The 14314-nt window shown below is 69.5% G+C and carries 9 protein-coding genes; 4 read left to right on the plus strand and 5 right to left on the minus strand.

All coding sequences use genetic code 11. From position 1 onward, the window contains the following. On the minus strand, positions 1-477 hold the full coding sequence (locus IEX13_RS09455) for a SixA phosphatase family protein (protein ID WP_188663508.1): 477 nt from the start codon (positions 475-477) through the stop codon (positions 1-3). 15 nt (positions 478-492) lie between these two features. Beyond that, positions 493-1125, minus strand: coding sequence for a ParA family protein (locus IEX13_RS09460; protein WP_188663510.1), 633 nt, complete (start codon positions 1123-1125; stop codon positions 493-495). 129 nt (positions 1126-1254) lie between these two features. On the opposite strand from IEX13_RS09460, the gene gltB reads away from it, so the two are divergent. The 3 genes from gltB (at position 1255) to IEX13_RS09475 (ending at position 8702) form a co-directional block, all read left to right on the plus strand. Beyond that, positions 1255-5721, plus strand: a complete 4467-nt coding sequence (gene gltB / locus IEX13_RS09465) for a glutamate synthase large subunit (RefSeq protein WP_188663512.1) — start codon at positions 1255-1257, stop codon at positions 5719-5721. After that, positions 5718-7130 carry a glutamate synthase subunit beta gene (locus IEX13_RS09470; protein ID WP_188663514.1) on the plus strand — a complete coding sequence of 471 codons (1413 nt, stop codon included), beginning with the start codon at positions 5718-5720 and terminating at the stop codon, positions 7128-7130. Before gltB ends, IEX13_RS09470 begins: the two co-directional genes overlap by 4 nt. An 84-nt stretch (positions 7131-7214) precedes the next feature. Next, on the plus strand, positions 7215-8702 hold the full coding sequence (locus tag IEX13_RS09475) for an AAA family ATPase (RefSeq protein ID WP_188663517.1): 1488 nt from the start codon (positions 7215-7217) through the stop codon (positions 8700-8702). A 19-nt stretch (positions 8703-8721) separates the two neighbouring features. Here the strand turns inward: IEX13_RS09475 and IEX13_RS09480 are convergent, their stop codons facing one another. From IEX13_RS09480 to IEX13_RS09490, 3 genes are read right to left on the minus strand one after another with little or no spacing between them, the layout of a single operon-like run. Next, entirely contained in the window at positions 8722-9696 is a 975-nt protein-coding gene (locus tag IEX13_RS09480) for a hypothetical protein (protein WP_188663519.1), read from the minus strand. Positions 9697-9737: 41 nt separating this feature from the next. Next, positions 9738-10655, minus strand: a complete 918-nt coding sequence (locus tag IEX13_RS09485; RefSeq protein ID WP_188663521.1) for an AEC family transporter — start codon at positions 10653-10655, stop codon at positions 9738-9740. A 12-nt stretch (positions 10656-10667) separates the two neighbouring features. Further along, positions 10668-12494, minus strand: a complete 1827-nt coding sequence (locus IEX13_RS09490; RefSeq protein ID WP_188663523.1) for a DUF885 domain-containing protein — start codon at positions 12492-12494, stop codon at positions 10668-10670. Positions 12495-12562: 68 nt separating this feature from the next. Between IEX13_RS09490 and ggt the strand changes: the two genes are divergently transcribed. Continuing rightward, positions 12563-14293 (plus strand): gamma-glutamyltransferase, encoded by a 1731-nt coding sequence (ggt, locus tag IEX13_RS09495; RefSeq protein WP_188663525.1) that lies wholly within the window; start codon positions 12563-12565, stop codon positions 14291-14293. Positions 14294-14314 lie beyond the last annotated feature (21 nt).

Genomic DNA, 14314 nt, shown 5'->3' on the forward strand with positions numbered 1-14314 from the left:
TCAGGGCCACCAGAAGGCGGCGATGCGGGCGATGCCCGGTTCCAGCGCGCCCTCGTCGGGCAGGGTCAGCACGGCCACGCCACCGGCGGGCATGCCGCGGAAATCGCCGGACTGGCCCGAGGCCAGCAGGGCGGCCAGCTGCTCGAAACCCGGGTTGTGGCCGATCATCAGCAGCCGGGCGACGTCGCTGTTTTCGTCGGCGACCTGGATGAGCCGGCCCGGGGTGGCGTCGTAGATGCGGTCTTCCTGCCGGCACTCGAAGTAGCCCAGCGAGGCCATGACCGTCTCGCAGGTTTCCCGGGTGCGGCGGGCGGGCGAGACCAGCACGCGGTCGGGCAGGTAGCCGTGTTCCTTGAGCCAGCGGCCGGCGGCCTCGGCTTCGGCCTGCCCCTGCAGGGACAGCGGGCGGTCCAGGTCGTCCTGGCCCGGGGCGGGCGGTTCAGCGTGGGCGTGGCGCAGCAGGATCAGTTCGCGCATGACGGTCCTTGTCGGTCAGAGGGCTTTCTTGAGCCAGCGCAGCAGCGGAGCCCAGTCATCCTGATGGCTTCGCACCTGCTCGGAGTGGTAGTCGAATACGGATTTGCCCAGGCCGGCCAGCAGCACGTAGGCCTGGGTGTCGCGCAGCTGGGCCACCAGCGGGTAGGGCCAGGCCTGCAGCTGGGCCATGGCCTGCTGGGAAGCGCTGGTCCAGGGCTTGAGCCGGTTGCCGACCAGGCCCACGGGAAGCTTGCCCTTCTTCACCCGCGGGTGGGTGACCAGGCTGTCGAGGAAGGGCACGGTGGCCTCGATATCGATCGCCGAGGGCAATACGGGCACCACCACGGCGTCGGCGCGGTCGAGGAAGTCCTTGAGGTCGTCGCCCATGGCGCCGGCGGGGGCGTCGACCACCAGCCGGGCGATGCCGTCGGGCAGGCCCTTGTCCCAGTTGCGCCGGCAGCCGTCGATCGGCAGCACGGCGGAATCGAGGTGGGCGCGCTTTTCGCACCAGTGGGTGGAGGATTTCTGCTTGTCGGCGTCGAGGATGGCCGTGGCCTTGCCATCGAGCGCGAAATACGCGGCCAGGTTGGTGGCGACCGTGGACTTGCCGGCGCCGCCTTTCGAACTCGCGACCAGGATCGTGCGCATCAACGGGACTCCGCTGCGGGACGAAGGTCCACTCTACCCCGGCCGGCACGGCCTGGGAACGGCGGCCGAGCAGAAACTCTAGACGAGTGTGTGAGGTTGAAGGAATCCATCGGTTTCCGCGGGGGGCGCATGACCACATCGCCAGCCCCGGGGCTGTATTCCCCGGCGTTCGAGCACGACAGCTGCGGCTTCGGCCTGGTGGCGCGGCTCGACGACCGCCCGCAGCGGGCGATCGTGGACGCGGCGCTGGTGGCGCTGGACCGGCTGACCCACCGCGGCGCCGTGGCCGCCGACGGCCGCAGCGGCGACGGCTGCGGCCTGCTGCTGCGCCGCCCCGGCACCTTCCTGGCTGCGATTGCGGGCGAAGCCGGCCTGGCCTGGCGGACCGGCGATGCCTGCGGCCTGGTCTTCCTGCCCGACGACGATGCCGGCGATGAACGCTGCCGCCAGGCGCTGGCCGGGGCCCTGCAGGCCCGGGGCCTGGCCGTGGCCGGCTGGCGGGACGTGCCGGTGGACCACGCGGCCTGCGGCGAGGTGGCCCGGCGCGGGCTGCCGCGGCTGGCCCAGGTCTTCGTGCATGCACCCGCCGACACCGACGCCGCGGCTTTCGAACGCAGGCTCTTCCTGGCCCGGCGCACGGCCGAACGCGCCCTGTCCGGGCAGCCGGGCTTTTATGTCGCCAGCCTGTCGGCGGCGACCCTGGCCTACAAGGCCATGGTGCTGCCGGCGGCGCTGCCGTCCCTGTTCCCCGACCTGGCGCGGCCCGACCTGGCCAGTTCGGCGGTGGTTTTCCACCAGCGTTTTTCCACCAATACCGCGCCGGCCTGGGCCCTGGCGCAGCCGTTCCGGGTGCTGGCGCACAACGGCGAGATCAACACCATCGCCGGCAACCGCTGCTGGGCCCTGGCCCGCGCGGCGCACTGGCGCACGCCGCATTTCGACCTGAATGAACTGCAGCCACTGGTGTCGCTGCACGGTTCGGATTCGCAGAGCCTGGACAACATGCTCGAACTGCTGCTGATGGGCGGCATGGACCTGCTGCAGGCGATGCGCCTGCTGGTGCCGCCGGCCACCTCGTCGCTGGAGTACAAGGACCCGGACCTGGCAGCGTTCTACGAATACCACGGGCTGTCGAGCGACCCCTGGGACGGCCCGGCCGGCATCGTGATGTGCGATTCGCACTACGCCGCCTGCACGCTCGACCGCAACGGCCTGCGGCCGGCGCGCTGGCTGCTCACCGACGACCAGATGCTGGTGGTGGCCTCGGAAACCGGCGTTTGCGACGTGCCCGACGGATCGGTGGTGGCGCGCGGCCGGCTGGGCCCGGGCGAGATGCTGGCGGTGGACTTCGCCCGCGGCCGGCTGCTGGGCAACGAGGACATCGACGCCATCAACAAGGCGCGCGCGCCCTACAAGGCCTGGCTCAAGCAGGGCGTCGAATACCTGTCCACCAGCCTGGTCGATCCCTCGCTGGCGGCCGAACCGATGGACCCGGCGACGCTGCGGCGCTTCCAGGTGCTGTTCCAGCTGACCCGCGAAGAACGCGAATCCGAACTGCGCGTGCTGGCCGAAACCGAACAGGAAGCCACCGGCTCGATGGGCGACGACACGCCGCTGGCGGTGATGTCGCACTTCATCCGGCCGGTGCACGACTACTTCCGCCAGGCCTTCGCCCAGGTCACCAACCCGCCGATCGACCCGCTGCGCGAAGAGGTGGTGATGTCGCTGGCCACCCAGATGGGCCCGGAAGGCAATGTCTTCGAAGACACGCCCGGCAACGCCGTGCAGGTGCTGCTGAACTCGCCGGTGCTGAGCCAGCGCAAGCTGCGCCAGCTGCTGGCGATGCCGCGTTTCGCCGGGTCGCACACCCTGCTGAAGCTCAACATGGCCGCGGATGAATCACTGCAACAGGCACTGCATCGAATCCGAGACGAAGCCGAAGCCGCGGTGCGCGCCGGCGCGACGCTGGTGCTGCTGACCGACCGCTACCCCGAACCCGGCCAGGCCGTGGTGCCGGCGCTGCTGGCCACCGGTGCGGTGCACCACCACCTGGTCGCCACCGGCCTTCGCTGCCGCGCCAACGTGGTGGTGGAAACCGGCGCCGCCCGCGGCGCGCACGCCATCGCCTGCCTGGTGGGCGTGGGCGCGACGGCGGTGTATCCCTACCTGGCCTACCAGACCATCGCCGCGCTGGGGCGTTCGGGCGTGGTCGCCGGCAAGATCGGCAACGCACCGGCCGAACTGGGCCGCAGCTACCGGCGCGGCATCAAGAAGGGGCTGCTGAAGATCCTGTCGAAGATGGGCATCAGCACCATCGCCAGCTATCGCGGCGCCCAGCTGTTCGAAATCGTCGGCCTGGCCGACGAAGTCGTGGCCCTGTGTTTCCCCGGCGTACCCAGCCGGATCCAGGGCGCGGGCTTCGCCGAACTGGAAGCCGAAGCGCGCGAGCTGGCGACCCTGGCCGCGTCGCCGGCGGCGGAACTGGCGCCGGGTGGCCGGCACAAGCTGGTGGTCGGCGGCGAAAGCCACATGTTCAACCCGGACGTCATCAACAGCCTGCAGCAGGCCGTGCGCAGCGGCGACATCGCCGACTACCGCCGGTACGCGGCGCACGTGGACGGCCGCGCCCCGGCGGCGCTGCGCGACCTGCTGCAGCTGCGCGAAGCGGACACGCCGCTGCCGCTCGATGCCGTCGAACCCACCGAAGCCATCCTGGCGCGCTTTGATTCGGCCGGCATGTCGCTGGGCGCGCTGTCGCCGGAAGCGCACGAGGCGCTGGCGATCGCCATGAACCGCCTGGGCGGGCGCTCGAACTCCGGCGAAGGCGGCGAAGACCCCGCGCGCCACGGCACCGAAAAGCGCAGCAAGATCAAGCAGGTCGCGTCCGGCCGCTTCGGCGTGACGCCCGAATACCTGGTCAATGCCGAGGTGCTGCAGATCAAGATCGCCCAGGGTGCGAAACCCGGCGAAGGCGGCCAGCTGCCCGGCCACAAGGTCAACGCCACCATCGCCGCGCTGCGCCACGCGCGCCCGGGCATCGGTCTTATTTCGCCGCCGCCGCACCACGACATCTATTCCATCGAAGACCTGGCCCAGCTGATCTTCGACCTCAAGGAAATCAACCCGGCCGCGCTGGTGTCGGTGAAGCTGGTCTCGCACGCCGGCATCGGCACGATTGCCGCTGGCGTGGCCAAGGCCTACGCCGACCTGATCACCGTTTCCGGCCACGACGGCGGCACCGGCGCGTCGCCGCTGTCGTCCATCCACCACGCCGGCACGCCCTGGGAACTGGGCCTGGCCGAGGTGCAGCAGACGCTGCGCCTGAACCACCTGCGCGGGCGCGTGCGCCTGCAGGTGGACGGCGGGCTCAAGACCGGGCGGGACGTGGTGAAGGCGGCGATCCTGGGCGCCGAAAGTTTCGGCTTCGGCACCACGCCGATGGTGGCGCTGGGCTGTCGCTACCTGCGCATCTGCCACCTGAACAACTGCGCCACCGGCGTCGCCACCCAGGACCCGCGCCTGCGCGCGAACCACTTCATCGGTCTGCCGGAAATGGCCATGAACTTCTTCCGCTTCGTCGCCGACGACGTGCGCCAGTGGCTGGCGCGGCTGGGCGTGGCGCGGCTGGAGGACCTGATCGGCCGCACCGACCTGCTCGAGCGCTTGCCCGGCGATACGCCGCGCCAGCGCCGCATCGACCTGGGCCCGGTGCTGCAGGCGGCCACGGGCGACGGCGACGCGGCCCGCCACAACCAGCAGGCGCGCAATCGCCCGCGCGACACCGGCGAACTGGCGACCCGCATGCTCGAGGAGACCCGCGCCGCACTCGCCGCCGGCGCCGGCGGCGAGTTCCACTTCGGCGTGCGCAACCGCGACCGCAGCCTCGGCGCGCGGCTGTCGGGCGAAATCGCCCGCCTGCACGGCAACCAGGGCATGGCCGACGCGCCGCTGCACCTGCGGCTTTCCGGCCACGCCGGACAAAGCCTGGGCGCCTGGAACGCCGGTGGCCTGGTCATCGACCTGACCGGCGACGCCAACGATTACGTCGGCAAGGGCATGGCCGGCGGCCGCATCGTGCTGCGACCGCCGCCGGGCGCGCGCTACGTGGCCCACGAGGCCGCGATCATGGGCAATACCTGCCTTTATGGCGCCACCGGCGGCGAACTGTACGGCGCGGGCCGCGCGGGCGAGCGTTTCGCTGTGCGCAATTCCGGCGCGCTGGCGGTGGTCGAAGGCGTCGGCGACCACGGCTGCGAATACATGACCGGCGGCGTGGTGGCGGTGCTGGGCCGCACCGGGCTGAACTTCGGCGCTGGCTTCACCGGCGGCCTGGCCTACGTGCTCGACCTGGACCGGGATTTCGTCGACCGCTACAACCATGAACTGGTGGACGTGAACCGCATCACGCCCGAAGGCATGGAACACCATCGCCACCACCTGCGCTGCCTGCTGCGCGACCACGCCGCCCACACCGGCAGCCCCTGGGCGACGCGCCTGCTGGAAGACTTCCGCGACGTCGCCGGCAAGTTCTGGCTGGTCAAACCCAAGGCCGCGTCGCTCGAACAGCTGGCCGACGACCTGCGGCGGGCGGCATGAAGGCCCGGCCCTTCCAGTTCCTGGAGGTGCCGCGGCGCATGCCGCGCGAGCTGCCGGCCAAGGTACGCGTGCTGGGCTGGCAGGAAATCCACGCCGGCTTCGAAGCCGAAGGCGCCGCCGAACAGGGCGCGCGCTGCCTGGACTGCGGCAACCCCTACTGCGAGTGGAAGTGCCCGGTGCACAACCCGATCCCGGACTGGCTGGCGCTGGTGCGCGAGGGCCGGCTGTTCGAAGCCGCGGAGCTGGCGCATTCCACCAACCCGCTGCCGGAAGTCTGCGGCCGGGTCTGCCCGCAGGACCGCCTGTGCGAAGGCGACTGCACCCTGCACACCGGCTTCGAGGCGGTGACCATCGGCGCGATCGAGAAATACATCGTTGACGAAGCCTTCCGGCAAGGCTGGCGCCCCGACCTGTCGGCGGTGCGGCCCAGCGGGAAAAGCGTGGCGGTGATCGGCGCCGGCCCGGCCGGCCTGGCCTGCGCCGACCGGCTGGCGCGCGCCGGCATCCAGGCGCACGTGTTCGACCGGCACGCCCAGATCGGCGGCCTGCTCAGCTACGGCATCCCCGCCTTCAAGCTGGAGAAGTCGGTGATGGACGTGCGCCGCGAGGTGCTCGAAGGCATGGGCGTGCGCTTCCACCTGGGCGTGGACGTGGACGCGGCGCTGGGCGCCGAATTGCTGCGCGACCACGACGCGCTGTTCCTGGGCACCGGCGCCACCACCCCCGTGGATGCCGGCCTGCCGGGGCAGGAGCTTCCCGGCGTGCTCTCGGCCCTGCCCTTCCTGGTGGCCAACGCACGCCGGCAGCGCGGCGAAAAACACGAGGGCGACGTGCACTTCGCCCTGGCCGGCCGGCGCGTGCTGGTGCTCGGCGGCGGTGACACCGCGATGGACTGCGTGCGTTCGGCCGTGCGCCTGGGCGCGGCCCAGGTCACCTGCGCCTACCGCCGCGGCGAAGCCGACATGCCCGGCTCGGCGCGCGAGGTGAAGCACGCGCGCGCCGAGGGCGTGCATTTCATGTTCCACCGCCAGCCCCTGGCCATCGAGGGCGGCGCGGCCGTGACCGGCGTGCGCCTGGCCGCCACCCGCGCCGGCAGCGGCCGGGCCGGCTCGCTCGAGGTGGTGCCGGGCAGCGAAGAAACCATCGCCGCCGACGTGGTCATCCAGTCCTTCGGCTTCCGCGCCAGCCCGGCGCCCTGGTGGCAGGGCATCGGCATCGAACTCGACGCCCGCGGCCACGTCGCCACCCGCGGCCCGGCCGGCGCCACCTCGCACCCGAAGGTGTTCGCCGGCGGCGACAACGTGCGCGGCGCCGACCTGGTGGTGACCGCCGTGTTCGACGGCCGCGAAGCCGGCACCGCCATCGCCCGCCAGCTCCTGCAAATGGGGTCGGAGAACATTAACGTTTGAAACACGCGTTGGCTCCCGGGTGCGGGCATCATAGCGGGCGTTTTAAACGTTAATGTTCTCTGACCCCATTTCAAGGACGGCTGGATGAGTGAGTTGCAGGACCTGACCTCGCTGGTGCGCGCCAATACGGCGCTGATCGTCATCGAGACCCCCGACGAGCCGCGCGTGGTGGACCTGTTCCGGCACCTGCTGATGAACATCTGGCGGCCGCTGTACCACTGGTCGATCACCGAAGGCCTGCGCCGGGTGGACCTGGACGGCGAAGACGCGCCGATCGCCTCGCCCGACGCCACCACCACCCTGCGGACCATCCGCGACCTGGACCAGCGCAGCATCTGCCTGCTGCTCGATTTCCACCCCTACCTGGGCTACGCCACCACCCAGCGCCTGCTGCGCGAAACCATGGAACGCCGCGGCAGCCTCGGCCACACCCTGGTGCTGGTGGGCGCGAAGATCGAACTGCCGCCCGACCTCGAGCACCATGCCGTGCGCTTCTCGCTGCGCCTGCCCGACGAAAACGCGCTGCTCAAGGCCGTCAAGGACGAAGCCGCCCTGTACATGCGCGAACACGGCGGCCGGCGCGTCGAGGTCGACCAGGACGCGCTCAAGGCCATCGTGCGCAACCTGCGCGGGCTGTCGCTGACCGAAGCGCGGCGACTGGCGCGGCACCTGATCTTCAACGATGGCGCGCTGCACGCCGGCGACCTGCCGGAGCTGGCCAAGCTCAAGTTCGAAATGCTGAACAAGTCCGGCCACCTGCACTTCGAATACGACACCGCGCAGTTCGCCGACGTCGCCGGGCTGGCGCGCCTGAAGGCCTGGGTGAACCAGCGCCGCACCGCCTTCACCGCCGACAAGCTGCCGCCGGGCCTGGACCCGCCCAAGGGCATGCTGCTGCTGGGCGTGCAGGGCTGCGGCAAGTCGCTGGCGGCCAAGGCGGTGGCCGGCGGTTTCGGCGTGCCGCTGGTGCGGCTGGATTTCGGCACCCTGTACAACAAGTACCACGGCGAAACCGAAAAGAACCTGCGCGACGCGCTGACCTCGGCCGAACAGCTTTCACCCTGCGTGCTGTGGATAGACGAACTCGAGAAGGGCCTGGCCGCCTCCGGCAGCAGCGAAGACGGCGGCGTGTCCCGCCGCGTGCTGGGCTATTTCCTGACCTGGATGGCCGAGCGCAAGTCCAAGGTGTTCCTGGTCGCCACTGCCAACGCGGTGAACGACCTGCCGCCGGAACTGCTGCGCAAGGGCCGCTTCGACGAAATCTTCTTCGTCGACCTGCCCGACCACGCCGCCCGGGCGGAAATTTTCCGCCTGCACCTGGAAAAGCGCGAAGTGGACTGGGAAGGTTTTTCCCTGGACACGCTGGCCACCGCCGCCGACGGTTTTTCAGGCGCGGAAATCGAACAGGCCGTCGTCAGCGCGCTCTACGCCGCCCACGCCGACGGCGTGCCGGTGGACGAAGCACGCGTGGTTGCCGAAGTCGGGGCCACCCGCCCGCTGAGCGTGCTGATGGCCGAACAGGTGAACGCCCTGCGCGCCTGGGCGAGTGGGCGCACGGTGCCGGCGGACTAGCTACCTGTAGGAGCGGTGGTCAAGGCTGCCAGTCGGCCGGCGGCTCGACAGGGCGACCCCTGACCTGGTTGGCGTAGATCATCGCGGCGATCTCGCCCTGGGTCGAGAACAGGTCGAAATAGGTGTTGAATTGCTCGGGGCTCAGCTCTTCTTCATACCCCACCACGCCCTGAGTCAGCCAGTCCACCTCGCGCTTCCACTCAAGCGCCTGGGCCTGGTCCCGGGCATCGCCCTTCTTTTCCAGCAATGCGAAGCCGATCATTCGATCCATCACGACCGGGCTTTCCGCGGCCAGCCGGCGGGCCACGAGCAGGCAAAGTTCGCGTCTTTCACCCTCGCTGTCCCGGCAGGCATTCATGAACTGCTGGTAGGCCGGGAGCGCGACGGCGGCGGCGAGGGCCATTGCATGGACACCGGATGCCGCTGCGCCGTAGGTGTTTTCTTCATGCATCCAAAGCATATCGGGAACTTGCCGATAGCGATGATTCAAGCTGGCGAAAACCTGCTGGAAATCCGGCCTGTACTCCGTGGCCGCGGCGACATTCAGCGCATGGCGGGCGAAAGCCGCGTCGTCCTCGCGACGACCGGCATCGGCCATGAGCACGAAGTGGTGGTAGGCATTGTCGCCGGCCAGTTCCGCCAGGTCCTCACGAACACCCTCGCAGCGAGCCGGAACCTCCCATCTCCAGAAGCAGCCGCTGAAGGTGGCGAGCAGCACGGGCTCCTTTCGCATCATCGCCTCGGTGCGCGCCTGCAGCTTTCCATGCGCGGCCTGCAGGTCCTGCAGGAGCGCGGGATCGATGTCGTCGACCGCCCCGTAGCCTCGCTGCATGTCGGTCGCCCTGGCAAGGACGGCATCGGAGATGGCATCGCCCTGCGCATTGGCGGCCGCCAGCTGGATGCGTGCGTCGATGTTGGCGGCTTCGGGATCCCGGGTCTGGGCGGCGGCCGGGCCAATCAGAACGAGCAAAGCAAGCGTGAGGTACTTGAACATGTGTTCTCCGGTGGCGAAGAGCTTCGCGGCTGAGGCCGCTCCTACGGGAGGTTGGTCAACAACCACGCCCACGCCGGCAGCGTGGCGAGTGAAAACAGGATGCCATAGCCCACCAGCGCCGAGGCGAGGCTGGGCGCCAATCGGTGCGATATCGCCAACGCGGCGGCGGTGATCATCGGTGGCATCGCGGATTCAAGCACGGCGGTGTCGGCAGCGACGGCGTCCATCGGAAGCCAAACCACCAGCAGCAGCGCCAGCACCGGCATCACCAGCAGTTTCAGCGCCAGGCCCGCCGCCAGCGGCTTGAGTTCGTCGCGCGGCAGCTTCAGCTTCAGGCCCAGACCAATCGCCAGCACCACCAGCGGCAGCAAGGCATCGGCGAGGCGCTGCAGGCCGCCGGCGATCCAGTCCGGCGGATTCACCGGCATCAGCGTCAGGCCGAACACCAGCGCCAGGAAAGGCGGGAAGGTGGCGATGCGCCGCGCGATGTCGCGCCAGGTCGGTTCGGCGTCGCCGCCGTAGCGCGCCAGCACGTACAGACCGAAGGTGGAAAGAATGAGGAAGGCGCCGAACTGGTCGTAGATCACCGCATACGGCAAGGCGTCTTCGCCCAGCAGCGCGCGCACCAGCGGATAGCCCAGGAAGCTGGTGTTGCCCAGCGCCACGCACAGCAACAGCACCGCGTGCTGGTCGCGGCGCAGCTTCAGCAGCCGGGTCACCCCGGAGACCGCCAGCACGGTGGCGCCGAGCAGCGCCCAGGGCACCGCGGCCACCGCGATCACCTCGGGCCCCAGTTCCAGCCGCGGCGCGTAGCGCAGCACCGCCGCGGGCAGGCACACGTACAGCACCACCTTGTTCAAGACCTCCGGCGCGCTGTCCGGGAACAGGCGCAGGCGCTGGAACACCAGCCCCAGGGCCAGCATCGCCAGGATCAGCGCGAAGGCGTCGAAGGCAGCCATGCGGTGCGCCGGTCAGCCGGCGCGGGCGGCCTTTTCGCTGGCGATCCACTCGCGGACCTTGGTCTGCAGCACGCCCATGGGCAGCGCACCGTCGGCCAGCACCTGGCGATGGAAGGCGCGCACGTCGAAGTCTTCGCCCAGCTCGGCTTCGGCCTCGTCGCGCAGCTCGCGGATGACCCGCTGCCCGATCTTGTAGGAAAGTGCCTGGCCGGGCATCACGATGTAGCGCTCGACTTCGGCCACGACGTCGGACTCGGCCATGGACGAGTTCTGCAGCATGTAGTCGATCGCCTGCTCGCGGCTCCAGCCGTAGTAGTGCAGGCCGGTGTCCACCACCAGGCGCATGGCGCGCAGCTGTTCGTCGCTCAGGCGGCCGTACCATTGGTAGGGGTCGGTGAACAGGCCCATTTCCTTGCCCAGCGATTCGGCGTAAAGCGCCCAGCCTTCGGCGTAGGCGGTGTAGCCGCCGAAGCGGCGGAAGGCCGGCAGGGATTCGAGTTCCTGCTGGATCGACACCTGGAAGTGGTGGCCCGGCGAGGCTTCGTGGATGGACAGGGTTTCGACCAGGAAGTTGGGCTGGGCGCGCAGGTTGAAGGTGTTGAGGTAGAACACGCCCGGCCGCGACCCGTCCGGCGTGCCGGCCATGTAGGACGCGCCGGCCGAGGATTCGGCGCGGAAGGCTTCGACTTCGCGCACTTCGTAGTCGGCCTTGGGGAAGATGTCGAACAGCTTCGGCAGCGCCGGGTTGATCTTCGCCTGCACGTCGCGATACGCCTGCAGCGCTTCTTCGGGTGTCTTGAAGTAGAAGCGGTCGTCGGTCTGCAAGTGGCGGAAGAAGGCCGGCAGGTCGCCTTCGAAGCCGACCTGTTCGCGAACGGCGTTCATTTCGGCAAGGATGCGCGCCACTTCGTCCAGGCCGAACTGGTGGATTTCTTCCGGCGACAGGTCGGTGGTGGTCTGGGTACGCACGCTGTAGGCGTACCAGTCCTTGCCGTCGGGCAGGTGCATCATGCCCACGCCTTCGCGCGCGGCCGGCAGGTAATGGTCGCGCAGGAAGTCGCGCATGGCGGCGTATTCCGGCACCACGGTGCCCATGATCGCCGCGCGGTAGGCGGCGGTAAGGCGTTCGCGTTCGTCGGCCGGAAAGTCGTCGGGCATGCTGGCGATCGGCCCCCAGAACACGCTGTCCTCGGCGCGCTTGACGACGTGCGCCGCGAACTGCGGGATGGACTTCTCGACCACCGGACGGGGCTGCACCACGCCCTGGGCCATGCCTTCGCGCATGTTGGCCATGGCGCTTTGGTTGATGGCCGGGAAGGCGGCGATGCGCGCCAGGAAGTCGTCGTAGTGCTTGACCTCGCGGAAGGGCTGCAGGCTCTTTCCCGAGCCAAGCTGGGCGAAGAAGCTGCCGTAGTTGTTCATCTGGTTCACCGGCAGCATCCAGCCGGGGAAACGATTGCCTTCCAGCGAAAGAGTGCGGTCGCTGACGAAGACGTCGTAGCTGAGCCGGTCCTGGCCGGCCAGGGCATCTCGGTCCAGGCGCTGGACGCGGCCGAGGAAGTCGCGCTCGCGCGCTTCGGCCTGTTCGCGGAAGCTTGCCGAGAAGAAGTCGGGCAGCTGGTCGTTGTAGCGCAGGTCGCCCAGGGCGGTGGCCATGATCGGGTTGGCCTCGAGCTCGGCCTCGTGCCAGTCGGCCAGCAAGGTGTTGAGCTCGGCGGCCACCGCAGCTTGATCGGCGGCGGTTCGTTCGGCGGCAACGGGAGTGGCCGCGGGCGCAGGTTCGCCCCCGCAGGCGGTGAGCAGCAGCAGGCAGGACAAACTCAGGGCCAGGGTGCGCATGACGTTTCCTTCGCTTCGGATCGGGGACAGTGCGCTATCTTCCCCCAGTCACCGCCCGGAGCCTACCGATGAAAGTCATGCCCGCCTGCCTGATGTGCTGCCTGGTCCTGCTGGCGGCGCCTGCCCCGGCCGCCGACCGCATCACCGGCCAGCCTTTCGCCACCCGGTCCGTGGTGTATGCCCCCGAAGCCATGGCCGCCACGTCGCACCCGCTGGCCACGCAGATCGCGCTGGACGTGATGAAGCAGGGCGGCAGCGCCGTTGACGCCGCCATCGCCGCGAACGCGGCACTGGGCCTGATGGAGCCCACGGGCAACGGCATCGGCGGCGACCTGTTCGCCATCGTCTGGGACCCGAAGTCGCAGAAGCTGCACGGCTACAACGGCTCCGGCCGTTCGCCGAAAGGCCTTACGCTGAAGTGGTTCCAGGACAACGGCCATCAATCGGTGCCTTCGCACGGCCCGCTGCCGGTGACCGTGCCGGGCACGGTGGACGGCTGGTTCGCGCTGCACGGCCGCTTCGGCAAGCTGCCCATGGCCGACGTGCTGGCGCCGACCGTGCGCTATGCGCGCGACGGCCACCCGGTGCACGACACCATCGCCTACTACTGGAACCGCAGCGTGCCCCTGCTTTCGAAGTGGCCGGGTTTCAGCGAACAGTTCACCTTCGACGGCCGCGCGCCGCGCACCGGCGAGCTGTGGAAGAACCCGAACCTGGCCAACACGCTCGAAACCATCGGCCGCGAGGGCCGCGACGCCTTCTACAAGGGCGACATCGCCCGCCGCATCGACGCCTACTTCCGCGAACACGACGGCTTCCTGCGCTACGAGGACCTGGCCGCGCACGAAGGCGAGTGGGTCGAGCCGGCCAGCGCCAACTACCGCGGCGTCGACGTCTGGGAACTGCCGCCCAACGGCCAGGGCATCGCCGCGCTGCAGATCCTGGAGATCCTGGAAGGTTTCGACTTCTCGAAGTTCGAGTTCGGCAGCGCCGAACACGTGCACCTGTTCGTCGAGGCCAAGAAGCTGGCCTTCGCCGACCGCGCGCGCTGGTACGCCGACCCGGACTATTTCCCGGCCCGCGACGGTGATCGCGCCAAGGCCAAGGCCCTGGTCGGTGAACTCGTTTCCGAGCAGTACGCCGCCAAGCGCCGCGCGCTGATCAACCCCGACCGCGCCGCACGCTCGGTGGACGCGGGCATCCTGCAGCACGGCGACACCATCTACCTGACCACCGCGGACAAGGACGGCATGATGGTGTCGCTTATCCAGTCCAACTACCGCGGCATGGGCAGCGGCATGGCGACGCCGGGCCTGGGCTTCATCTTCCAGGACCGCGGCGAGCAGTTCGTGCTCAAGGCCGGCCACCCCAACAGCTTCGCGCCGGGCAAGCGGCCCTTCCACACCATCATCCCGGCCTTCATCACCAAGGACGGCGAACCCTGGGTCAGCTTCGGCCTGATGGGCGGCGCGATGCAGCCGCAGGGCCACGCCCAGATCGTGATGAACCTGGTGGATTTCGGCATGAACCTGCAGGAAGCCGGCGATGCGCCGCGCATCCAGCACGACGGCAGCACCGACCCCGCCGGCCAGGTGGCTGAGATGAACGACGGCGGCGTGCTGAACCTGGAAACCGGTTTCCCCTACGAAACCATCCGCGCGCTGATGCGCAAGGGCCACACCATCGAATTCGCCGACGGCCCCTACGGCGGCTACCAGGCCATCGCCCGCGACCCGGAAACAGGCGTTTACGCCGGCGCGTCGGAAAGTCGCAAGGACGGCCAGGCCGCCGGGTACTGACCGCACGGGGCGATGCAGACG

Source organism: Arenimonas soli, assembly GCF_014643775.1.
GTDB classification, from domain to species: domain Bacteria; phylum Pseudomonadota; class Gammaproteobacteria; order Xanthomonadales; family Xanthomonadaceae; genus Arenimonas; species Arenimonas soli.